The organism is Mesorhizobium sp. P2_F7 (assembly GCF_056403695.1).
This window is the reverse complement of record NZ_JBFUFA010000023.1, coordinates 1-20,811: the sequence shown is the minus strand read 5'-3', so window position 1 is coordinate 20,811 and position 20,811 is coordinate 1. Positions and strand designations below refer to the sequence as shown.

At 62.7% G+C, this 20,811-nt stretch carries 17 protein-coding genes; 9 read left to right on the top strand and 8 right to left on the bottom strand.

Annotated features, from left to right (window positions below):
- Nucleotides 1–52: 52 nt before the first annotated feature.
- The 4 genes from AC1DZ8_RS32570 to AC1DZ8_RS32555 all read left to right on the top strand — a co-directional run bounded on the left by AC1DZ8_RS32570 (nucleotide 53) and on the right by AC1DZ8_RS32555 (nucleotide 4,360).
- Nucleotides 53–1,972, top strand: coding sequence for a DUF2817 domain-containing protein (locus AC1DZ8_RS32570; protein ID WP_477307030.1), 1,920 nt, complete (start codon nucleotides 53–55; stop codon nucleotides 1,970–1,972).
- A 69-nt stretch (nucleotides 1,973–2,041) separates the two neighbouring features.
- Nucleotides 2,042–2,839: a transporter substrate-binding domain-containing protein gene (locus AC1DZ8_RS32565; protein WP_477306910.1), complete on the top strand. Its 798-nt coding sequence runs from the start codon at nucleotides 2,042–2,044 to the stop codon at nucleotides 2,837–2,839.
- An 80-nt stretch (nucleotides 2,840–2,919) separates the two neighbouring features.
- A complete protein-coding gene (locus AC1DZ8_RS32560; protein ID WP_477306908.1) occupies nucleotides 2,920–3,627 on the top strand; it encodes an ABC transporter permease in 708 nt (235 codons plus the stop codon).
- Nucleotides 3,628–3,631: 4 nt separating this feature from the next.
- Complete coding sequence (locus AC1DZ8_RS32555) at nucleotides 3,632–4,360, top strand: ABC transporter permease (protein ID WP_477306906.1); 729 nt, start codon at nucleotides 3,632–3,634, stop codon at nucleotides 4,358–4,360.
- Nucleotides 4,361–4,514: 154 nt separating this feature from the next.
- On the opposite strand, the gene AC1DZ8_RS32550 is transcribed toward AC1DZ8_RS32555, so the two are convergent.
- A complete protein-coding gene (locus AC1DZ8_RS32550; protein ID WP_477306904.1) occupies nucleotides 4,515–6,101 on the bottom strand; it encodes an FAD-binding protein in 1,587 nt (528 codons plus the stop codon).
- Nucleotides 6,102–6,495: 394 nt separating this feature from the next.
- On the opposite strand from AC1DZ8_RS32550, the gene AC1DZ8_RS32545 reads away from it, so the two are divergent.
- From AC1DZ8_RS32545 to AC1DZ8_RS32535, 3 genes are all read left to right on the top strand, one after another.
- On the top strand, nucleotides 6,496–7,821 hold the full coding sequence (locus tag AC1DZ8_RS32545; RefSeq protein WP_477306902.1) for an acetamidase/formamidase family protein: 1,326 nt from the start codon (nucleotides 6,496–6,498) through the stop codon (nucleotides 7,819–7,821).
- Between the two features lie 161 nt (nucleotides 7,822–7,982).
- The gene (locus AC1DZ8_RS32540) at nucleotides 7,983–9,302 is read left to right on the top strand and encodes an epoxide hydrolase family protein (protein ID WP_477306901.1); all 1,320 of its coding nucleotides are present in this window, start codon (nucleotides 7,983–7,985) and stop codon (nucleotides 9,300–9,302) included.
- A 109-nt stretch (nucleotides 9,303–9,411) separates the two neighbouring features.
- On the top strand, nucleotides 9,412–9,789 hold the full coding sequence (locus AC1DZ8_RS32535; RefSeq protein WP_477306899.1) for a hypothetical protein: 378 nt from the start codon (nucleotides 9,412–9,414) through the stop codon (nucleotides 9,787–9,789).
- A gap of 108 nt (nucleotides 9,790–9,897) precedes the next feature.
- On the opposite strand, the gene AC1DZ8_RS32530 is transcribed toward AC1DZ8_RS32535, so the two are convergent.
- Nucleotides 9,898–10,767 (bottom strand): LysR family transcriptional regulator, encoded by an 870-nt coding sequence (locus tag AC1DZ8_RS32530; protein WP_477306897.1) that lies wholly within the window; start codon nucleotides 10,765–10,767, stop codon nucleotides 9,898–9,900.
- 174 nt (nucleotides 10,768–10,941) lie between these two features.
- Between AC1DZ8_RS32530 and AC1DZ8_RS32525 the strand changes: the two genes are divergently transcribed.
- Both AC1DZ8_RS32525 and AC1DZ8_RS32520 read left to right on the top strand, forming a co-directional pair.
- Nucleotides 10,942–11,157 carry a DUF1127 domain-containing protein gene (locus tag AC1DZ8_RS32525; RefSeq protein WP_477402340.1) on the top strand — a complete coding sequence of 72 codons (216 nt, stop codon included), beginning with the start codon at nucleotides 10,942–10,944 and terminating at the stop codon, nucleotides 11,155–11,157.
- A gap of 16 nt (nucleotides 11,158–11,173) precedes the next feature.
- Nucleotides 11,174–12,157 (top strand): aldo/keto reductase, encoded by a 984-nt coding sequence (locus tag AC1DZ8_RS32520; protein ID WP_477306893.1) that lies wholly within the window; start codon nucleotides 11,174–11,176, stop codon nucleotides 12,155–12,157.
- 275 nt (nucleotides 12,158–12,432) lie between these two features.
- On the opposite strand, the gene AC1DZ8_RS32515 is transcribed toward AC1DZ8_RS32520, so the two are convergent.
- The 6 genes from AC1DZ8_RS32515 to AC1DZ8_RS32490 form a co-directional block, all read right to left on the bottom strand.
- Nucleotides 12,433–13,173 (bottom strand): GGDEF domain-containing protein, encoded by a 741-nt coding sequence (locus tag AC1DZ8_RS32515; protein WP_477306891.1) that lies wholly within the window; start codon nucleotides 13,171–13,173, stop codon nucleotides 12,433–12,435.
- A 181-nt stretch (nucleotides 13,174–13,354) separates the two neighbouring features.
- Nucleotides 13,355–14,032 (bottom strand): thermonuclease family protein, encoded by a 678-nt coding sequence (locus AC1DZ8_RS32510; protein WP_477307028.1) that lies wholly within the window; start codon nucleotides 14,030–14,032, stop codon nucleotides 13,355–13,357.
- Between the two features lie 185 nt (nucleotides 14,033–14,217).
- Nucleotides 14,218–15,405, bottom strand: a complete 1,188-nt coding sequence (locus AC1DZ8_RS32505) for a type 1 periplasmic-binding domain-containing protein (protein ID WP_477306889.1) — start codon at nucleotides 15,403–15,405, stop codon at nucleotides 14,218–14,220.
- A 98-nt stretch (nucleotides 15,406–15,503) separates the two neighbouring features.
- Nucleotides 15,504–16,241 carry a lytic transglycosylase domain-containing protein gene (locus AC1DZ8_RS32500; protein ID WP_477306887.1) on the bottom strand — a complete coding sequence of 246 codons (738 nt, stop codon included), beginning with the start codon at nucleotides 16,239–16,241 and terminating at the stop codon, nucleotides 15,504–15,506.
- 37 nt (nucleotides 16,242–16,278) lie between these two features.
- Nucleotides 16,279–16,650, bottom strand: a complete 372-nt coding sequence (locus tag AC1DZ8_RS32495; RefSeq protein ID WP_477306885.1) for a hypothetical protein — start codon at nucleotides 16,648–16,650, stop codon at nucleotides 16,279–16,281.
- A gap of 60 nt (nucleotides 16,651–16,710) precedes the next feature.
- Nucleotides 16,711–20,811: beta strand repeat-containing protein (locus tag AC1DZ8_RS32490; protein ID WP_477402337.1), on the bottom strand; the 4,101-nt coding region annotated here is incomplete at its 5' end.

The following is a 20,811-nucleotide window of genomic DNA, read 5'->3' as shown; positions in this document are numbered from 1 at the left end:
CACGGCGCGCCACGACCAGGCGCCGCAGCCATATGCGGTTTCCTTCACGGCGATGCGCGACAGGTTTCGCAAGGCGGCGCAGCGCGCGGGCGCGGAACTGACCGAATATCTCCATCCGCTGCATGGGCCGGACGGTGAGGTTCTGGCGACCGATGTCGCGCTGTTGGGGCGGCGCGACGCGCAAAAACTCATCGTGCTCATTTCCGGCACCCACGGCGTGGAGGGCGCTTTCGGCTCGGCCTGCCAGGCCGCCTGGCTCAGTCAGAAGAGCCCATGGAAGCTGGACGCGGAAACGGCCGTGCTGGCGATCCACCTGATCAACCCCTGGGGTACGGCGTGGTCCCGACGCGTCAACGAGGACAATGTCGACCTCAACCGCAATTTTATCGATTGGTCCGCGGGCACACCACCGGAGAACAACGCCTATGCCGGACTGCACGGCATATTGACGTGTAGGGAATGGGAAGGACCGGAGCGAGTCGCTGCCGATGAGAAACTGCTCGCCACCAGAAAAAAGCTCGGGCAGGCCGGGCTGGCGGCCATTGTCGAGGCCGGTCAATACGAATTTCCCGACGGACTGTTTTATGGCGGCTCAGGCGCCGTCTGGTCGAACCGGACGTTGATCGACATCCTGTCGACCTTTGCCGCCGGCGCGCGTCATGCCGTCGTCTTCGACCTGCATACCGGTGCCGGCCCCTACGCCTATCCGGCCTTGCTTTCGGTCGCGACATCCGAGCATTCCGGCATGGCGTGGGGCAAGTCCGTTTTCGGGCCGGCGCTCGCCACCGTCATCACCGGGCCGGATGCGACGACCGGCACCGGAATTGCCGCGACGGCCACAGGCTATGTCTCCGAGGCCGTCGTCAGGGCGATGCCGAACGCGCGGGTGCTGCCGCTCGTCGTGGAATGCGGCACGCTGGATGGAGCCGCCGTCATGGACGCGGTCCAGGCCGACAACTGGCTGCATCTTTTCGGCAGGATCGATTCCGTCATCGGCAAACGGATCAAGGCAACGCTGCGCGGTGCTTTCATTCCCGACGATCCGGATTGGCAGCGGACCTGCCTGTCCACCAGCCTGCGCTATTTCGATCGCGCGCTGACGGAATTGCAGGCGGTCGAAGCCGCAGGAAGCGGGCTCAGCCAGAGCGAGCAAACGCCGTCACCGGCTCGCATTGCCGCTGCGGACCAAGCAGCCTTGCTGAAGGCTGCGACACCGGCGGTGCAGATCGAAGACCTTCACAAGAGCTTCGGCTCCCTACTGGTGTTGAAAGGCGTCAACCTCACCGCGCACGCCGGCGAGGTCATTTCGATGATCGGCTCATCCGGCTCTGGCAAGAGCACGTTCCTGCGCTGCATCAACCTCTTGGAACAGCCGGACGGCGGCAAGGTCGCCATCGACGGCGAAGTCATCAAGATGAAGCAGACGTCGAACGGCCGTGCCGGGCCGGCCGACATGGCCCAGGTCGAGCGAATTCGTGCCCGCGTCGGCATGGTGTTCCAGAGCTTCAATCTGTGGCCGCACATGACGGTGCTGGAAAATATCACCGAGGCCCCTCGGCATGTCCTGAAGGAGTCGCGCGACAAGGCCGTCGACCATGCCCATGCTTTGCTGAAGAAGGTCGGGCTTTCCGACAAGCACGCGCATTATCCAGGCCAGTTGTCGGGAGGCCAGCAGCAACGCGCCGCCATCGCCCGCACGCTTGCCATGCGGCCCAAGGTCATCCTCTTCGACGAGCCGACATCGGCGCTCGATCCCGAGCTGGTCGGCGAGGTGCTGCGGGTGATCCGCCAGCTCGCCGAGGAAGGCAACACGATGATCCTCGTGACGCACGAGATGCAGTTCGCGCGCGAGGTCTCTCACAAGATTCTGTTTCTCCACCAAGGAAAGGTGGAGGAGGAGGGCGCGCCGGCGGAGCTGTTTGGCAGCCCGCGCTCGGAGCGTCTGCGCCAGTTCCTGGCTCGGACGCTGTGACACCCTCGAAGGCTCCCGTTGGCGCCGGAGAGGTCGATAGCAATGAACATCAAAAAAGGGGAACTGACCATGAAACTGAAAGTCTTGTCGTTGCTCGCATTCCTGGCCGCGAGCACCGGAAGTGCGCTTGCCGCCGACGGTGAATTGTCCATCGGCACGGAGGGCGCCTATCCTCCGTGGAGCATGTCCGACGCCAATGGCAACGTCACCGGCTTCGACGCCGATGTCGGCGCCTTGCTTTGCACCAAGCTCGAGCTGAAGTGCCATTTCGTCGTGCAGGCGTTCGATGGCCTGATCCCGGCGCTGAAGGCCAAGCGCTTCGATGTCATCATCTCCGGCATGTCGATCACCGCCGACCGCAAGAAGGAGATCAACTTCAGCGTCGGCTATGCCGAACTCGCCAATATGTTCGTCGCCCCGAAGGGCTCGGATCTCGCCGGGATCACCGACGTCGACACGCTGCTGAAAGCCCTCACGGGCAAGAAGGTCGGCGTGCAGGCCGGCACGACCCACGCCCATTTCCTCGAGAAGCGTGCGCCAGATGCCGACCTGAAGACCTACGACACGCTTGACCAGATGCAGATCGATCTTGCGAGCGGCCGCATCGATGCGGCTTTCGCGGATCAATCCGCACTGCAGGACTTCCTGGACAAGCCGGACGGTAAGAATTTTCAGCTGGTCGATGTCAAGATCCAAAGCAAATTCGATGCAACGCTCGGTGAAGGAATCGGCGTCGGCATCGCGCAGGAAAACACCGAACTCAAGGGCAAGATCGACAAGGCGCTGTGCGAACTGATCGCGGATGGTTCGATCGGCAATGCAAGCAAGAAATGGTTCAAGACGGATATTTCCAGACCCTGCAACTGACGCCGTTCAACGTGCGGCATCGCATGCGCCTGGCCGGCGCATGCGACTGTCTCGTTCACACTTGATAGTAGAGCAATCTCATGGAATTCGGTCTCTGGCAGGTTTGGGACGCTGGTTGGGTGGGCGCCATTCTGCGCGGCGCTGCCGTAACTATTGCGGTGGGCTTGTCCAGCATGGTTGCCGGACTGCTGATCGGCATTGTCTGCGGCCTGATCAAATGGGCCAGGATCTTTCCGCTGTCGCTGCTGGTGGACGGGTACACGTCCGTGGTTCGGGGCGTTCCCGAACTCCTCGTCATCTACCTGCTGTTTTTCAGTTCGGTCGAATTCGTCACCAAGGTCATCACCGCTTTCGGCTATGCCGGGCTGGCGGAGAGCGGTTATGCCTTCGTCATCGCGGTGATTGCTATCGCCGCAATCTCTGGCGCATACTCGACCGAGGTGATCCGGGGCGCGTTGGCGTCGATCCCCAACGGACATATCGAGGCCGCGCGTGCCCTCGGCCTGCCAGGCAGCCGTATCTTCCGCCGCATCATAGCTCCGCAGATGCTGCGTATCGCGGTTCCGGGCATCAACAATGTCTGGCAGACCACGATCAAGGATACGGCGCTGGTTTCGGTGGTAGGGCTGCAGGAGCTGATGCGCATTTCCTATATCGGCGCCAACTCCACCCGCCATCCGTTCATCTTTTATCTGATCGCGGCCGTCGTCTATCTGGTCATCACGCTTGTCAGCCAGGCCGGCTTCGACGGCATCGAACGCCTGCTTCGGCTACGGGCGCGGAGGTAGGACCATGGAACTCATCCCGCTTGCAGTTCCCGTTCTGCTCAAAGGCCTGTGGGTTACGGCTGCGCTGACACTGGTCTCGGTGCTGATAGGCTTCAATCTGGGTCTGGGATTGGCCCTGATGCGGCTGTCGACCAATCGTTTCGCGGCTGGCTTTGCCAAATATTACAGCAACGTCTTTCGCGGCACGCCGCTGCTGGTCCAGATCTTCATTTTCTACTACGGGCTTGGCGAGGTCAGCCTGGTCCGGGACAACGCCGCCCTGTGGTGGGTGATCAGTGACGGTTCCCGCTGCGCGGTGCTGGCATTGGCGCTCAACACCGCAGCCTATACATCCGAGATCCTGCGCGGTGGGCTGATGTCGGTCCCGGCAGGCCTGGTCGAAGCGGCACAGGCTTGTGGCATGTCGCGGGTTCTGCGCTTTCGCCGCATCGAGTTCCCGCTAGCGATCCGCCAGGCGCTCCCGGCCTATGGCAACGAGCTCATTCTCGTGGTGAAGGGGACGAGCCTGGCCTCCACCATCACCGTGCTGGAGATCACCGGCTACGCCAAGCGGCTGATGAGCCAGACCTTCGCGATCTTCGAAATCTTCGCAATTGCCGGAATACTGTATCTGGTCGTCAATCTGCTGCTGATCGCGATCGTACGCTCGATAGAGCGGTATCTCACGAGGCACGAAGCACAGGCTCGCCAAGGCGTATCCACACCGCGTCTGGATGCATCGGCAGCGGTTTAGAGAACGGCCGTAGGCGCGGCGGGACCATACGGAACAATACGAGACGATTTCTGGTTTTGGCCTACGAAAAAGCCAATGAAATCAAAGACTATAGTACATTCTCCTGGCCCGTCATAAGTCTTGATTTCATTGCAGAAAATTGCCTGCCTTGATCTCATGACAGCGGGATGCTCTGCGCGCTCCTGAACCAGTCGAGCGGGTTGTATTTGCGCTTGGTGCTCTGCAACGGCATGAGGTTGTCCTTGAAATAGAGGTACATGGCGTTGCTGATCCCGGGCGTTCCGTTCACGCCGAGCGCGGTGTCGCAGTAGTTGAAGTAGCAGCCGTCGACGGTCCCGGTTGGATCCCGGCGCGGGTCGGGGAAGCCGCCATAGGCGGAGTAGACCTCCGAATATATGCCGTTGATCCAGTCGACATGCGCCTTGGCCTGCACCGGGTCGTCCTGGCCGACGGGCGCGCTGTTGTCCCAGTAGGTCTGGTATTGCAGCTTCATGTACGAGCTTCGCTGGGGGATCGCCGTGGTGCTGGACCCAACAGTGTTGATCTTGCCGCCATAGGAGTCGATCTGGCACAGGCTGGCCGCCATGTCCGAGGCCGGCACCCCGGTCGGCACCTTCTGCAGCCATGTCCACAGTGCGGAGACCTGCGCCGGCGGAAAAGCCTTGTTCATATAGGCGGACTTGTATTTGCCGAAGCGGTTGGGACCCGAGCCGTTCACCTGCTGCACGCCTTCGAGGAAAGTGTAGCGGCGGAAGACGTTGCTGTCGGTCGGCATCAGCGGACCGTTGTCGGCCAGCCAGCCCGGATGGCCGATATGCTGGCCCGGCATGTCGGAGAGCGGCCCAAGCGCCGCATAGCGCTGCCGCCGCGCGTTGACGCGTCGGGTCAGGTCGACTTCGTAGGGTGCGACGTCGGCTTCGAGCGACTGGTTGTAGAGATAGAAGGTCGACACCGTCATCGAGCCGGCCTGCTGGTGGTTGGCGTGGAAGATGCTGAACTCGTCCCATGGCGCGGTGTAGCACTCGTACTGGAAGAAGGTGTCCAGATAGCTCTGCAGCACGCTGGCGCTGGTGAAGTTGGTCCACGGAATGGTCAGCGTGTTGACATAGAGATATTGCGGCGCCACCGGCGGGTCCTGGAAATAGTAGCGGGTGATGATGCCAAAATTTCCACCGCCGCCGCCCCGTATTGCCCAATAGAGGTCGGAATGCTGGCCGGCGCTGCAATAGACCAGTTGCGGCGTCCTGCCGTCGCCCGGCGTGACCACGACGTCGGCGCCGGTCAGATAGTCGATCGCCAGGCCGAGCAGCCGGGACAGGATACCGTATCCGCCGCCGGTGATGTGGCCGCCCAGTCCGACCGAGTAGCAGGAGCCTGCAGGCAAGGTGCGGCCATAGACGTTGAAGAACGTCCGGTACATGTCCCAATTGCCGTTGCCGACATCGATGTAATAGCCCTTGTCGACGTCGAAGCCGTAGCTGTTGACCCCGGTGACGTCGATGATGCACCTGGTCGTCGCATTGTAGACGAAGCCCTCGTAGCAGTGGCGGCCGCACGTGATCTGGATCTCGCCGGGCTTGTAGCTGTACTTCCAGATCGCCTGGTTCATCATGTCCCGGACATCGTCCGCGGTGGTAGGGGTGAACACCATTTCGAGGTTGGGTGCGAACCAGCGCCGGTCGAAACCCTGCCGGTCCGACACGAGCGGCGGGCGGCGATAGGGCATGGGCGGTGTTGGCATGTGCGAACTCCTCTCTCATCGAACGCCTGTTGCTTGGTGCCTGCTTTGCAGACCCGCGCCGGCCGCTTCGCGCAAGGGCGACGTCTCTCCCCAGCGCCGATCCGTCGAAACATAAGTAAGTCTTAAAATAACATTGCAACTAGATATACTTCTTAATCAGAGAATTAGGCGCCTGTCGCCGGCCGATGTCAATGGATCGTCCGCGGCGAATACTTTGTAGGCTCGCTCCTCGCACCACCGCGGTCTTGCGGACCTGCATCAGCGTGGTGAGCGGCACACTGCCGGCTTGCTACACTGCGTTACAAAAATGCCGTTTCCGGACACATTGACGATACTCCGCAAAGACCAAATCGCGGCCAGCTTCGGATGCAATTTTGGTCAAGGAGGAACAAGCGTGCTTGAAAAATCATCCACTCACTCAAGGTCGGCGCAGCGCACCGTTTTCGTCAATGAGCTGACCAACGGTGTTCTTGACCCGGCGGTCGCCATGCTCGGGCCGGTCGCCGATGGCGGCGTCATCATTTCCAACACAGCGCCCGGATGCTGGGGGCCGATGATCACGCCCGCGATCCGGGGCGGACACGAAGTCACCAGGCCGGTGGCCGTCGAAGGCGCCGAGATCGGCGATGCCATCGCCATCCGCATCCGCTCGCTGGTGGTCACGTCGGCGGCGACGGCATCCGGCCATGACAAGGTCATGGCTGGCCGTTTCAACGGCGATCCCTTCTGTGCGGCAGTCTGCCCCGGCTGCGGAACGGAATGGCCGGCGACGCGCATCGAAGGCATCGGCCCGACCTCCATCCGCTGTGAAGAGTGTGGAGCCGACGCCACGCCCTTTACCTTTGCCAATGGCTATACGATCGCTTTCGATGACGAGCGTCATGTCGGCCTCACCGTCGATCGGCGTGAAGCGGAAAGGATGGCGAAGGACGCGGCGAAGCTGATGGCTCTGCCGGATGCGTCGATCCAGAATCCGATCCTGACCTTTGCTCCGGCTGATCTTGTCGCAGTCGCCACGCGGCTGCGTCCCTTCCTCGGGCAACTCGGCACCACGCCCTCCAAGGCGATGCCGGATTCGCACAATGCCGGTGATTTCGGCGCGTTCCTGCTGGACGCGCCGCACGTCTTTTCGCTGACCAGGGAAGAGCTTGCCACCCACAAGACCGACGGTCATCTCGACGTCAACACGGTTCGCGAGGGAGCGGTGCTGATCTGCCCGGTCAAGGTTCCGGGCGGCGGCATCTACCTGGGCGACATGCATGCTTTCCAGGGCGACGCCGAAATTGCCGGGCACACCGCCGATGTGGCGGGCACGGCCACGCTGGAAGTGCATGTCATCAAGGGGCTGAACATCGACGGCCCGATCCTCTTCCCGCGCGGCGAAGATCTGCCCTACCTCGCGCTTCCTTTGACGGCCGGCGAGAAGCACGCAGTCGCCGCCCTCGCCGCCCGGCATGGAATTGCCGAGGTCGAAGAGGACGCGCCGGTCACCTTCATCGGCACCGGCGCCAATCTGAACCAGGCGACCGACAATGGCCTGCAACGCGCCGCCGACGTGCTTGGTCTCAGCCTTGCCGAGGTCATGAACCGCGCCACTGTCGCCGGTGCGATCGAGATCGGGCGGCATCCGGGCGTCGTGCGCGTCACACTGCGTGCTCCGCTCGCGGCGCTGGATGCCAAGGGCCTGGGTGACTTTGCCCGCGGCCTTTACGGCCTCTAGCAACGCTCAGTGTTCCCTGCACGGCCGTCAGGCGGCCGTGCCCCTGTACCCAAATTGTTGAACCCAAACTTTTTCCCGATGTCGCCGTGCGCATCGGGAAGGCCCGGCCGCGACTTCGTATCCGTTCGAGAGCGGCTTCATCTAGAAAAGGACGACTGGATATGACCCGTACAAAACGTTTTCTTGCCTCCTCCACGCTGATCGTGGCAGCCGGCCTGCCGATCTCCGCATATGCCAACCCCTCGACCCCGACCGCCATAGTCGCGCAGGACGCAGCCGCGACGAGCGAAGCGGCGCGTCCGGCCGACACCGCCATCCGCCCGTTCCAGTTTCATGCGACCGACCGCGAACTGGCGGACCTCAAAAACCGCGTTTCCACTACCAAGTGGCCGAACCGGGAACTGGTGAACGACATCACTCAGGGGGTGCAACTGGCGACCATGCAGAAGCTCGCCCAGTATTGGGCGAGCGACTATGATTGGCGTCGGTTCGAAACCAGGCTGAACGCCCTGCCGCAATTTGTGACGACCATCGACGGTGTCGACATTCATTTCATCCATGTCCGTTCCAAGCACAAGAACGCCATGCCTGTTATCATCACCCATGGTTGGCCGGGCTCCGTCATCGAACAGCTCAAGCTCATCGATCCGCTGACCAATCCGACCGCGCATGGCGGCACCGAGGCGGACGCCTTCGATGTCGTGATCCCCTCGCTTCCCGGCTACGGCTTTTCCGGAAAGCCGACCGAACTTGGCTGGGACCCCGCGCGCATCGCGCGGGCCTGGACCGTTCTCATGAAGCGGCTCGGCTACACCAGGTTTGTCGCCCAGGGCGGCGATTGGGGTGACGCCGTGACCGAGCAGATGGCCGTTCAGGCGCCGCCGGAACTGGCTGGCATCCACACGAACATGCCGGGTGCCGTCCCCGACGAGATCGAGAAGGCGCTTGAAGCGCGCAAACCTGCCCCCGCGGGCCTGTCGGCCGACGAGCAGCGTGCCTACGGCCAGCTCGACTTCTTCTACACGCACGGCCTCGCCTATGCTCGGGAGATGTCGGCTCGGCCGCAGACTCTGTACGGGATCGAGGATTCGCCGGTCGGTCTTGCCGCCTGGATGCTCGATCACGACGCGCGCAGCTATGAGCTGATCGCGCGGGTGTTCGATGGCAAGGCCGAAGGGCTGACGCGCGATGATGTGCTGGACAACATCACGCTCTACTGGCTGACCAACACCGCCGTCACGTCGGCCCGTCTTTACTGGGAAAACAAGCTCGCCTTTTTCGCACCGAAGGGGATTACCATCCCGGTTGCGGTCAGCGCGTTCCCGGATGAACTCTATCAGGCTCCAAAAAGCTGGGTCGAGAAAGCCTTTCCGAATCTGCTCTACTACAACCGACCGGAAAAGGGTGGACACTTCGCCGCCTGGGAGCAGCCCGAAGCCCTGACCAAGGATCTTCGTCTCGCGTTCCGGCCGCTGCGCTGATTGTCTGTTGCGGATGGCGCCGATCGCATCCACTGGCCCAATGTCGGTGGATGCGATCTCGACCTTTCAATCCACATCACGAGGCATGTCCTCGTCCCCGGAGAGGCTCATGAAATTCCTGACGATCTACATCCTTGGACTGGCAATCCTGGCCGCGCCTTGCGTTTACGACCCGAAATCGCAGGAGCCATCGCCCCTGGCCGGCCTCGTCGCAGCGGCCTCCGCCTCGGTGGCGCCGGTCGGCTTGCAGTTCATCGACCTGCGCGTGCAGGCGGTGACCGACGACGGAGTGGTGGAGGATACGTTCCGCGTCGATCTGCCGACAGGCGTTATTTCCAACCATATGGCCGATCGTCGTGCAGGCGTGGAGAACGGGTTCTTCTCGGACCGGCTCCATCGCGAATTGAACGGCAGCGCGGACGAGGCAAACGTGCTGGCCAAGGCCCTGGGCAGCTGGACCGCCCTGCAGATTATCGACCGGATATAGGCGACGCTGTATCATCGACGGGTACTTTCGCCCGCTGTGAAAGCCGATCCGTGCCGGTCGTCAAGCCGTGATAGCTTGGTCAAGTGACGGCCGATCGACGCCCGAGGTTTACCGGATCGGCGTCTCGCCGCGAAACAGCGGCTGGTGCGCCCGCATCAAGCTGGCGATCCGGTCGGCGACTTTTCGCACCGGCGGGGAGTGACGTTCCTCGTGATGGGTAACGATCCATTGGTCGGTTTCGAGTTCGGGGATGGGCTGAGCGACGCGCACCAGCCGCGGATCGCTGTCGCCGACGAAGCATGGAAAGATAGAAAGGCCGGCGCCGGCGGCCACCAGTTCACGCACCGAATGGGTATTGTTGCCGCGCACGGCGATGCGGTCGCCGTGATGGGCTTGCAGCCAGCGCGCCGAGGCGACGTTTGCCCCTTCGCCAGTAACGCCGACGAACAAACCGGCGGCAATGCCATTGATCAGGTGTCGTCCCGAATAAAGGGCGTAGGCGACCTTGCCGCTCTGACGGCCGGCCAGCCACTGTTCGGTCGGGCGCTCACTGCGGATGCCGATGTCGGCGGCACGGCGACCGATGTCGACCCGCTCGGTGGTGGTGACAAGCTCGAGCCTTATGCCGTCATCGACCGTCCAGATTTCGCCGATATGGGCCGAAACGAAGGCCGAGGTCCACGGCCCGGCCGAGACGCGGACAATGCGGTCGGGCAGGGTTCCTTCGCGCCAGCGGGTTAGCGACTGCATTGCCGCTTCGACGTCTTCGGCGCGCCGCAGCAGTTCTTCACCGACCGGGGTCAGCCGGTAACCGGTCTGCTGGCGCACGAACAGCGGTTCGCCAATCTGCTTTTCGAGCGCGGTAACGCGTCGTCCCAGGGTGGCCGCACTGAGGCGCGTGGTTGCCGTCGCCGCGCTCAAGCCACCCAGCCGCGCCACGTCGAGAAACAACCTCAGATCGTCCCAGCCAATGTCCATTTTTCAGAAATGAAAAACTCCTTGCGACCATGGCTGTAGCGCGAAGCGGGCATCACGCGCAAGTATGCAGGCGTTGGAGGAATTGGACAATCCTGCCTGGCGGGACAGCGACAAGCGCCTCGGCTGGCCAGAAAGCCAGCGCAATCCTTTCGATCACGTGAGCGCTTTGCGCGGATGCTTTGCGTTTTCGAGCAATCCATGCCGCGGGCATTTTCCGCTCCAAAGGAGACGATCATGCTGTACGACCTTCGACACCGTTTCGCCCGCTGGCTTGTCTACCGCCAGACGCTTGCGAGGCTGAGGCAGGCCTCGAACAGCACACTGGCGGATGCCGGCATTTCTCGCGAAGAGATCCGCCCACGTGCCCGCCACGCCAGCCGGTGCCGTTGAGAGAGTGGAGGCGGGTATGCAGATGATGGAGCTTTGGGATGGCCGCTGGGTGCCGCGGATCGGGATCGGCACCTGGGCGGCGGGCGGCGCCGCGCGCTGGAGTGACACGGCGACCATCTATGGCGAGGTCGACGACTTGAGGTCGCAAGCCGCGCTGGCGATGGCCTATGATATCGGCGCGCGGGTATTCGACACGGCTGCAGCCTATGGCGCCGGCAATGCCGAGCTGATCCTCGGGCGGGCATTGAAGGGCAAGGACGATGCCGTCATCGTCACCAAGGTCGGTTATTTCGGCGATCCTGAAACGCGCAAGATCGCTCCCGAGGATGCCTCTGTTGCGGCGATCCGGACATCGATCGACAATTCGCGGCAGCGCCTGCAGCGCGATTGCATCGATGTCGCGCTTCTGCACATCAACGAATATCCGATCGAGCGCGCCGGCGAGGTGTTCGATACTCTGAGCCTGCTGCACCAGGAGGGCAAGATCGGCGGCTTCGGCTGGAGCACCGATCACCACGAACGGCTTGCCGCCTACGCGCGGCGCGAGGGTTTCGTCGCCGTAGAGAACGACTTCAATGTGTTTACCCCGGCGAACGAGCTGATGGCCGTTGCGGCGCGCGAGAACCTCGTCTCGTTCAGCCGGCTGCCGCTGGCAATGGGGTTGCTCACCGGCAAATACACGCCGGCTGTGAAGCTGCCTGCCGATGATGTGCGCGGCGGGAATGCCGAATGGATGGTGTTCTTCAGGGATGGCGCTGCCAACCCGCATTATCTGTCAAGGCTCGCGGCAATCCGCGACCTGCTCACCTCAGGTGGACGCACGCTTGCGCAGGGCGCGCTCGGTTGGATCCTCGCCAGGTCGGCGATCACGTTGCCGGTTCCCGGCTTCACGCGGCCCGAGCAGGTCAAGGACAATCTCGGTGCACTGGAAAAAGGGCCGCTGCCGGCAGCGGTAATGGCCGAGATCGACGCCGTGCTGAATATTGCCGAGACCGCCTAGTGTGACGATCCCGAAATTCGCATCCAACCACATGGCCAATCGTCGTGCAGGCGTGGAGAACGGGTCCTTCTCGGACCGGCTCCATCGCGAATTGAACGGCAATGCGGAGGAGGCAAACGTGCTGGCCAGGGCTCTGGGCAGTTGGACCGCCCTGCAGATTCTCGACCGGATATAGGTGACGCTGCGTCGTCAACTGAAGCCATCAACTACCCAGCTGGCAACTCGATTCGTCGGGTCGGCAACAGAGCCGGCCTCCGGCGTGGCCCGTTTCAGAGTTAGTTGGGCAAGTGCGACAATTGAAATCCAGGCTTGTGTTCGACGCCGGATAACAGCGATTCCGCCGACCGGAACATGTCTTCGAATGCCAGCTCGTTTTCAAACACCACGCCGCCGACGCTGATGGTCAGGATATCCTCTGTTCCTTTCGGCGCGAAATAGGCCTGCGCCACGCGCGTCCGGATCCGCTCGCCGATCTCCTTGGCGTCGTCTTCCGTCGCACCGGGCAGAAAGACCCCGAACATGGAGGTTCCGATGCGGCCGACCAGATCCTCCTTGCGCACCGATGACTGGATGGTCGACGCTATGAGCCGCAAGGCCTCGTCGCCCCAGCCCAGCCCGAAGCGCAGATTGATCGACCTGATATGTTCGGGATGAATGACCAGGAAGGCGCCGGACCTTGGACCGGACGATTCCTGCCGCGGTGTTCTCCTGTCAACCATCGACGTGAAGACGGTCCGGTTGAGACAGCCAGTCAGGCTGTCAAAGGTCGCCGACTTGTTGAGTTCTCTTCGATAATGGCCGAGCTCGATCCGCTGCAGGCCAATGAACAGGAGAAGCGGGCCACCGATGATGACCGGCAACAGGACCGCTGTGACCATGCTGCGGCCGAACGGCGTCAATGCTTCCGAGAACAGAAGCAGGTAGTTGAGGCCAACTGACAGCAGTAAGAGTCCCGCCGATCCCAGGGCGGTCAGCCATGCGACGTCTTTCCATTGCCGGGGCGAGCTGTTCGCCATTGGGGTCGTCATTAGCCAAACTCCCGCGGATCGAATCGATTGGTCATAAGGCCAAGGTGTTGCACATTCAGTTTCGAGGAATCATACAATTTGAGTAATGGCGCAATCGCCTACCATCGGCCCGAACATGGCCTTCAAAGCAAGGCTGCGCGGGCAACGGTTAGCGACACCGAATTGTCGGCTATTGTGGCGGGCCGAATATGCCCATCTCCGCATCCTTGGCCACCGCCTCCGCCTTGCCGTAGATGCCACTCGCCAGGGCCGTCGCCCAGCCGTTGGAAACAAGCCAGGCACCGACGTCCTGTTTGCCCAAATCGCACGGTGCGGCAATGGCAAAACGATCGATATACGGCGGCACGACGCACTTAAGAGCCCGACCGCGCAGCCACGAATTGAACGTTGCTCGTGCACGCTGGCCGCAAGGCCAGGCGACGCCGCGAAACAAACAGGTCGTGTTCGGGTCGATGCCCTGGACCCCGCTGATGGCTACCGTGCGTCCCATGGATTCGAAGGTCGCCGACGAGGTGGCAACCGGTTGGTACAGCAGCACCGCTGACCAATCCTTTGGCATCCGCATCCCTGCGGGTGCTGCCAGGCCAAGGTCGCTGAGCGGCGGGCGCGGCTCTGCCCGTTCGATTTGCGCCGGATCAAGCTGCGGCGGCGCGATAAGGTCCTGAGCAATCTTGCGTGCCCGCCCTCGCCATGGCGTATCGGCGACGGTCGCTGGCGGTCGCGCTGGCTGGCTATCGTCGACGGATTGACGTGGCGCGGGCACCGGTCGATCGATGGCAAGAAAATCGGCGGCTCGGACAATCAACACGATCCCGGCCAGAAGCAGCAGGCTTCCGAGCAACACCACCAAGCGATTGCGCCTCAGCCAGCCCATCAGCTCAAGCAGACCCCGGGGGCGTCTCGCCCCTCAGAGCAATTCCAGGAAAAGTGTGCAACGGTTTTCCCGGGAAAAGCGCGTAGCGCTTTCCCTTGGGAATTGCGTAAAACAAATACTTAGAGCGGAGCAGCGATTCCGTGAAACGCTGAACCGCTCTAGTACCCCGACGTCGATTTGGCGACCAGTTTGAGCGCACCTTTTTGAACCTGATAAAAGGGCATGGATCGCTCGCTGGAGCCATCCGCCCGAAACCGGAACAAGCCGGTCGATCCGCGAAATCCGCTGCGATTTTCGAGCACCTGCTTGTTGAAGCCGTCAGGCCCGACCGCACTGGCAATCCCCGCTGTCAGGGCGACCATATCATAGGCATAGGCGACATTGGCGTCGGCCGGATAATTGTAGGTCGTCCTGAAGCGGTCGGCGATCGGCCCGGTTTCGTTTGGGTCGAGGGTGGCGATGTAGGATCCTTCGAACAGCGGTTCGATCGGACGTTCCAGCCAGCGGTTGGTTCCAACGACGGCGACGGCTTTTCCGGGAATGCCTTTCGATTTGAGTGCCGCAAGGATCTGTGACGGGTTATCGTCGCCGCTGGCGATGACGATGGCATCGGGAGCATCGACCAGTGAGCCCATGTCGTTGACCGCTTTTGTGCCGCCGTCACCGGCCGAATACGGAATGGTGACGGCGAGCGTCGCACCATAGATGCTGAGGCTGTTGGCGACCCGCTTTTCAATCGCGCCGGCATTCGCGCCGGCCGCGACGAGCAGCACGAACTTCTTGCTGCCTTTGGCTGCCAGGCCGGCTGCGCCCGCGGCCGCACTGTCGGCCTCGTTGAGACGCACCGCATAGACGCCCGGGCCACCGGCGAAATTGTCGGCCAGCGCCAGCACCGGCGGCCGCTGCGATCCCCACAGCTTGGCTATGTGCTGAGCGGCAGGAAGCTCGACCGGGCCGATGACGATCTTGGCTCCGCCCGTGATCGCCTTCACCGCCAATTCGCTGGCATGCGCGCTGTCGCCCTTGGTGTCCTCGACCGTGACCGTGAGCAGGGCATTGCCAAGATCGCTCATCGCCAGCTTAGTCGCGTCGAGCATCTTCCTGCCGTTTTCGCCGGCGGTCCCGGGGGCCGACAAAGGCAGCAGCATCGCGACCTTCGTCGGCCCGGTGCCGAGCGATTGCGTGGCCGGGCTGGCAACGGCGCCGGCGGCTGGCGCTCCAGGTGCGGCGATCGCTGCCGGATCGAGCGCGTCCGAGACGCTGCCTTTCGACTGGCAGCCTGACACCATAACCGCAAACGCGATCGCCCACGTCCACGAATAGTGGCCCTGCCGGCCAGATTTCATGATACCTCCCCCTATCCCGCCGAGTGTTCGTCCCGGTCTCATCCCATTCATCTTACGGCAGACTTGCCTCGCCGTCTTTGTAATTGCTGCATTGTGGTCTAGCCGTCGAAGAGTCTTGCCCGGAGCGCCTTGATCACCTTGGCTTGCCCGACGCTTCGATAGTCGGCGCATTTCATGTATCGCGGCCCGGGCACGAACAACCGACGCACGCAAATCCGCTTGCCTTGGGCAGGGGCGCTGTCGTCTGCGGACGGGAATGCGGAAAAGCCGAACATCGCCACCGGTAGCGACCCGGTCACCGCAAAACCTTCTCGCGCCAGGATTGCTCGCGCATGCCGGCAGTAGCGGACCGAAAGTTCGGAGAACCGGGTTTCACCATGCCCGGCGCGATACTTCATGACGGTGGTGCAGAGGTCGCCTGCGGCAAGGCTGTTCGCCTGCGCCAGATATCTGACGCCGAGCGCGATGTTGGTCGCCGGCGCACCGAGCTCGTCGAGAGAACCGCGAAAGCCGAGCATTCGCGCCGTTCCCGGCATCACCTGCATCAATCCGACTTCACCATCGGCGCCGTGCACATCGGGATCGAAACCGCTTTCGATCTCCATCACCGCGTGCGCCAGCACCGGCTCCAGGCCGTAGAGCGATGCCTGGCATGTCGCGAACGCCTTGAACGTCTCGCGCGTCCATTCCGGGGCGGCGTCGCAGCGGGCCGGCCGCGACAAGCCGGACGGGGCTGGTCGTTCCAGCCAGTTGGCGTGGGCTTGCGTGACAAGCTGGCCAAAACCGGCGAATGCGATCGCCGCAGCGATCGCCTTGGTCAATCGTCCGCCGACCATCGCGGTCAGCCAAACGGCGCGGCTCGGTCCGTGCCGGTCAGTTCATGTACTCGACCATGCGATCGTGGAAGCACTCGCATTTGTTGAGGGTATCTTCGTCTTTGTAGTTCGTCTTGAGATAGCCATAGGCCATGCCGCAGGCGACCTTGGCTTCCGACGCCCAGACGAAGGCGGGGCGTGAAGAGTTGATCCATTCCGAGCTGTTGGCGACGGCCACCGACTCGTCCATCAGCTTCACCACCTCGGCCTTGAGATCGACGATGTTGTCGTTCAGCACCAGGTTCGACGTGCCGACCGTGCGGCAATAGTCGGCCACCGGCCCTTCGATGATGTCGGCGGCATAACCCGTCGACCCGACTGCCAGCAACAGCGTTGCAGCGGAAACCAGCAATCTTGCAGAACGTTTCATGATGAGCTCCCCTAGATATTAGCAATGTATAACATGATCGCGTGGCCACGCGCCATGCCGTTAAACCAAGTTTGCCGTTGTCGTGTGCTGGGTTACGCCATCGTCGTAGAGAAGCGTGATCGTGTTGGCCGCAGGGTGGTTCTGCAGCGTCGCGACATCGACGAAATTGGCGCCGCCGGTGGTGCCGTTGGCGTCGACGCTGAGCGTGCCCGTGGCCGAATCGTAGTTGACGAAGTCACCGACATTGGCGCCGCCAGGTGCTGTGTCGAACAAGGCCGACAGGTCGATCTTGTCGCCCTCGGCACCGTTGAAGTCGGTGATGAGATCTTTGATGTCGAGGTTCTCAAGCCTGAACGTGTCGGCTCCGGTGCCGCCGGTGAGCGTATCCTGCCCAGGACCGCCTATCAGCAGGTCGTTGCCGGCTCCGCCAACAAGAGTGTCGGTGCCGCCGCCGCCGTTCAGCGTGTCGGCGCCAAGACCGCCTGCGAGATAGTTGGCTCCGGCATTGCCGAACAGATAGTCATCGCCCGAGCCGCCGATCAATCCCTCAATGCCCGTGAGCGTATCTCCGGTGGCGTCGCCGCCGCCGATCGCGCCAAGCCCCGGATTGGTGAACGTCACCGGCGCCCCGGATGCATGTCCATCGTCGGCCAGATGGATCGAAACCGCCAGAAGACTGCCCGTATAGTCGACAATGTCGGTGCCGGCCCCACCCGAGATCGTATCGGTATGCGTGCTGCCGGCGATCACGTCGTTGACCGTTCCGGCAAAGCCGGAGAGGGCGAAGTTGCCGGAGCCGTCGCCTGCAACAATGTGAACGTTGACAGGCTGCGCGGCGGTTGTATCGCCATCCTTGTCGGTTGCCGAAACCTGGAACTGCAGGCTCTGGTCGGATGGCAGAACCGTCTGCGATATGTCGGCTGCCGTCAGACGGAAGTCCTCGCCGGCAGTGGTGCCCGTTACGACGAGCTGATTGAACGAAATCGTGGGGTCGATCACCAGATGCCCGCTAGCACTGACGGCGGCTGTTCCCGATTGGGTGACGCCGTGCACGGTGTCAGTCGCTGTCCATGAGACCGAGTCGCCCGTGTTGGCTGAGTTGGTGGAGAAGTCGACCTTGTCGACGAAGTTCGGGTTTGTGCCCGGTGCATCGTCGACCCCGACGCCTGTGCCGGCCTTGTGGAACTCCATCGTGAACGTTTCACCGTTGTTCAGGAAGTTGTTTCCGACGCCGAATCCTTGCGTCGACGAATTGACGTCTCCAGGCGAGGTGAACTCGACGCTGCCGTTGGGAGTTTCGGCCCACGGAACGTGACCTGACGCCAGGTTCGACAGACTGGATGTGACTGTCGTTGCCGCCTGCGGCGCGAGCAGGTCGAATTGATACGTGCCGTCCGGCCTCACTATGAGGTCGAACACCTCCGTCGCGCCTGCCTTGGCATGGAGAGTGGTCGTGCCATCCGAGGCAGTGGTCGTATTGTAGATGATGCCGGTGATCGCAGGCCCGGTGATGGTGAAATGATCGAGGCCATCGGCACCCGCCGCCAGCGAGAAGAACCCCGCTACCGATCCAACCTCATTTGGCATTGTGCCCGACGTGAAGGAGTTTAGCGTCGGACCATCGTCGTCGAAGGTGATCTGGCTCGACACATCGGCTGTATTGCTCTTCGCCTGGTCGTTGTCGCCGTCCGTCACCGTAACCGTCACGCCGAGGCTGCCATTGGCCAGGGCTATGGTCTCGTCGTAGCTGTTGAAGCTGTTGGCGGCCGTTGCTTCGTTCGGGTGATCCAGCGACAAATACTGCTCGACCGTGACCGCGCCTGTTGCCGCATTCATCGAGATCGCAAAAGCCGCCTGGCCATTGAAGGTACCGCCGGACACGACGCCGACAACCACGCCATTGACCAGTTGCAGGTTGATCGCCGAGCCGTCCGTCAGTGTCAGGCCGGAGTTGGCGTTCGTCACCGTCAATGCGTAGACCGTGCTTGCCGAAGCGGCAGGCCCATCCGCGCCGAACAGCGCGCTTACGGTCACCAGCGCCCCTACGCTGGTCGCTGTCGAGACATAGCCCGAACCCGACACATCGGGATCGTCGCCCTTCACGATGGCGCCCGTGTTGATCGTGGCAACGCCGCTTGTGGTCGCCGTCTCGTCGAGTGCGGCCTTTACCGCCGAAGCCGCAGTGATGGACACTGTCGGCAAGGCATCGTCGAAGCCGATGTTGCCGCCGAGATCGGCGCTCACCGTCGAGGTCGCCTGGTCGTTGTCGCCGTCCGTCACCGTCGCCGTCGCCGACAGCGTCACCAGGCCATTGGCAAGGTCGATGTGGGCGTTGTTGTTGGTGGTGTCGAGGCTCTCCGGCAGATGGTCGATCTGCTGATACTGCGTCAGCGTCACATTGCCGGCTGCATCGACCGAGATCTTGAAGGCGTCGCCATGCGAGGTGGTTTGGCCGACAATGTCGTTGCCCACCTTGACCAGAGTGACCGCATCACCCTGGCTGGTCAGGCCCGAGGCCGCGTTGGTGACGTTCAGCGTGTAGCCGCTGATCACCGTCGAACCGGCACCGTCTGCGCCATAGGTCGGCGTCACCGCCGCCAGGAAGGTGGCCGCGAAGCTCGCGCTCGCCGTGTCGGTATTGGCGCCGATCGTATCGGCGTCCTGCGTCACCACCTTGATCGCATCGCCGATCGCTGCAACCGACAGCGTCGGCAAGGCATCGTCGAAGCCGATGTTGCCGCCGAGGTCGGCGCTCACCGTCGAGGTCGCCTGGTCGTTGTCGCCGTCCGTCACCGTCGCCGTCGCCGACAGTGTCACCAGGCCATTGGCAAGGTCGATGTGGGCGTTGTTGTTGATGGTGTCGAGGCTCTCCGGCAGGTGGTCGATCTGCTGATACTGCGTCAGCGTCACCGTCCCGGCCGCATCGACCGAGATCTTGAAGGCGTCGCCATGCGAGGTGGTTTGGCCGATAATGTCGTTGCCCACCTTGACCAGCGTGATCGCATCACCCTGGCTGGTCAGGCCCGAGGCCGAGTTGGTGACGTTCAGCGTGTAGCCGCTGATCACCGTCGAACCGGCACCGTCCGCGCCATAGGTCGGCGTCACCGCCCCAAGGAAGGCGGCCGCAAAGCTCGCGCTCGCCGTGTCGGTATTGGCGCCGATCGTATCGGCGTCCTGCGTCACCACCTTGATCGCGTCGCCGATCGCCGCAACCGACAGCGTCGGCAAGGCATCGTCGAAGCCGATGTTGCCGCCGAGATCGGCACTCACCGTCGAGGTCGCCTGGTCGTTGTCTGCGTCCGTCACCGTTGCTGTCGCCGACAGCGTCACCTTGCCATTGGCTAGGTCGATGTGGAAGTTGTCGTTGCTGGTGTTGAGGCTCTCCGGCAAGTGGTCGATCTGCTGGTACTGTGTCAGTGTCACCGTCCCGGCCGCATCGACCGAGATCTTGAAGATGTCGCCGTGCGAGTTCTGGCCGACAATGTCGTTGCCGACCTTGTTCAGCGTGATCGCTTCACCCTGGCTGGTCAGGCCCGAGGTCGCGTTGGCGACATTCAGCGTATAGCCGCTGATCACCGTCGATCCGGGACTGTCGGCGCCATAGGTCGGCGTCACCGCCGCCAGGAAGGCGGCCGCGAAGCTCGCGCTCGCCGTGTCGGTATTGGCGCCGATCGTATCGGCGTCCTGCGTCACCACCTTGATCGCATCGCCGATCGCCGCAACCGACAGCGTCGGCACGTCATCGACAACATGCACGACGAGATTATCGCTGGCGGTGGTGCCGCCATTGCCGTTGACGGTCAGCGCGACGCTGTCGTTGAAGCCGGTGGCATCGACGCTGTCGTTGCCGGTCGGCACCTTGCTGTCATTGTCGATGGTCGCCGTCAGCGTGTAGCTGTAGGCGATCGTGCCCGAATGGGCATCRCCCGTGTAGCCGGTCAGCGTCAGCACGCCTTCGCCGGTGTTGACGGTCTGGGTGCCGTTGAAGCCCTGGATCTGGGCCAGCGTGAAGCTGGTGCCGCCGATGACGATGTCGTGGATGCCGTCGGTGGCCGAGATGGTGAAGGATCCGGTGCTGGTCTCGCTGTTGGMSGCCGCGTTCGAGCCGTTCGGGTTGAGGCCGGCCTCGAAGACGGTGTTGTCGGCGCCCTGGGCCTGGGC

Coding starts and splice junctions, on each gene's coding strand:
- AC1DZ8_RS32550 (WP_477306904.1), bottom strand. CDS start 6,101: ATGCCAACACCGCCCATGCCCTATCGCCGCCCGCCGCTCGTGTCGGAC.
- AC1DZ8_RS32495 (WP_477306885.1), bottom strand. CDS start 16,650: ATGAAACGTTCTGCAAGATTGCTGGTTTCCGCTGCAACGCTGTTGCTG.
- AC1DZ8_RS32530 (WP_477306897.1), bottom strand. CDS start 10,767: ATGGACATTGGCTGGGACGATCTGAGGTTGTTTCTCGACGTGGCGCGG.
- AC1DZ8_RS32560 (WP_477306908.1), top strand. CDS start 2,920: ATGGAATTCGGTCTCTGGCAGGTTTGGGACGCTGGTTGGGTGGGCGCC.
- AC1DZ8_RS32555 (WP_477306906.1), top strand. CDS start 3,632: ATGGAACTCATCCCGCTTGCAGTTCCCGTTCTGCTCAAAGGCCTGTGG.
- AC1DZ8_RS32565 (WP_477306910.1), top strand. CDS start 2,042: ATGAAACTGAAAGTCTTGTCGTTGCTCGCATTCCTGGCCGCGAGCACC.
- AC1DZ8_RS32525 (WP_477402340.1), top strand. CDS start 10,942: ATGCTTTGCGTTTTCGAGCAATCCATGCCGCGGGCATTTTCCGCTCCA.
- AC1DZ8_RS32520 (WP_477306893.1), top strand. CDS start 11,174: ATGCAGATGATGGAGCTTTGGGATGGCCGCTGGGTGCCGCGGATCGGG.
- AC1DZ8_RS32535 (WP_477306899.1), top strand. CDS start 9,412: ATGAAATTCCTGACGATCTACATCCTTGGACTGGCAATCCTGGCCGCG.
- AC1DZ8_RS32540 (WP_477306901.1), top strand. CDS start 7,983: ATGACCCGTACAAAACGTTTTCTTGCCTCCTCCACGCTGATCGTGGCA.
- AC1DZ8_RS32500 (WP_477306887.1), bottom strand. CDS start 16,241: ATGGTCGGCGGACGATTGACCAAGGCGATCGCTGCGGCGATCGCATTC.
- AC1DZ8_RS32515 (WP_477306891.1), bottom strand. CDS start 13,173: ATGGCGAACAGCTCGCCCCGGCAATGGAAAGACGTCGCATGGCTGACC.
- AC1DZ8_RS32570 (WP_477307030.1), top strand. CDS start 53: ATGCGCGACAGGTTTCGCAAGGCGGCGCAGCGCGCGGGCGCGGAACTG.
- AC1DZ8_RS32505 (WP_477306889.1), bottom strand. CDS start 15,405: ATGAAATCTGGCCGGCAGGGCCACTATTCGTGGACGTGGGCGATCGCG.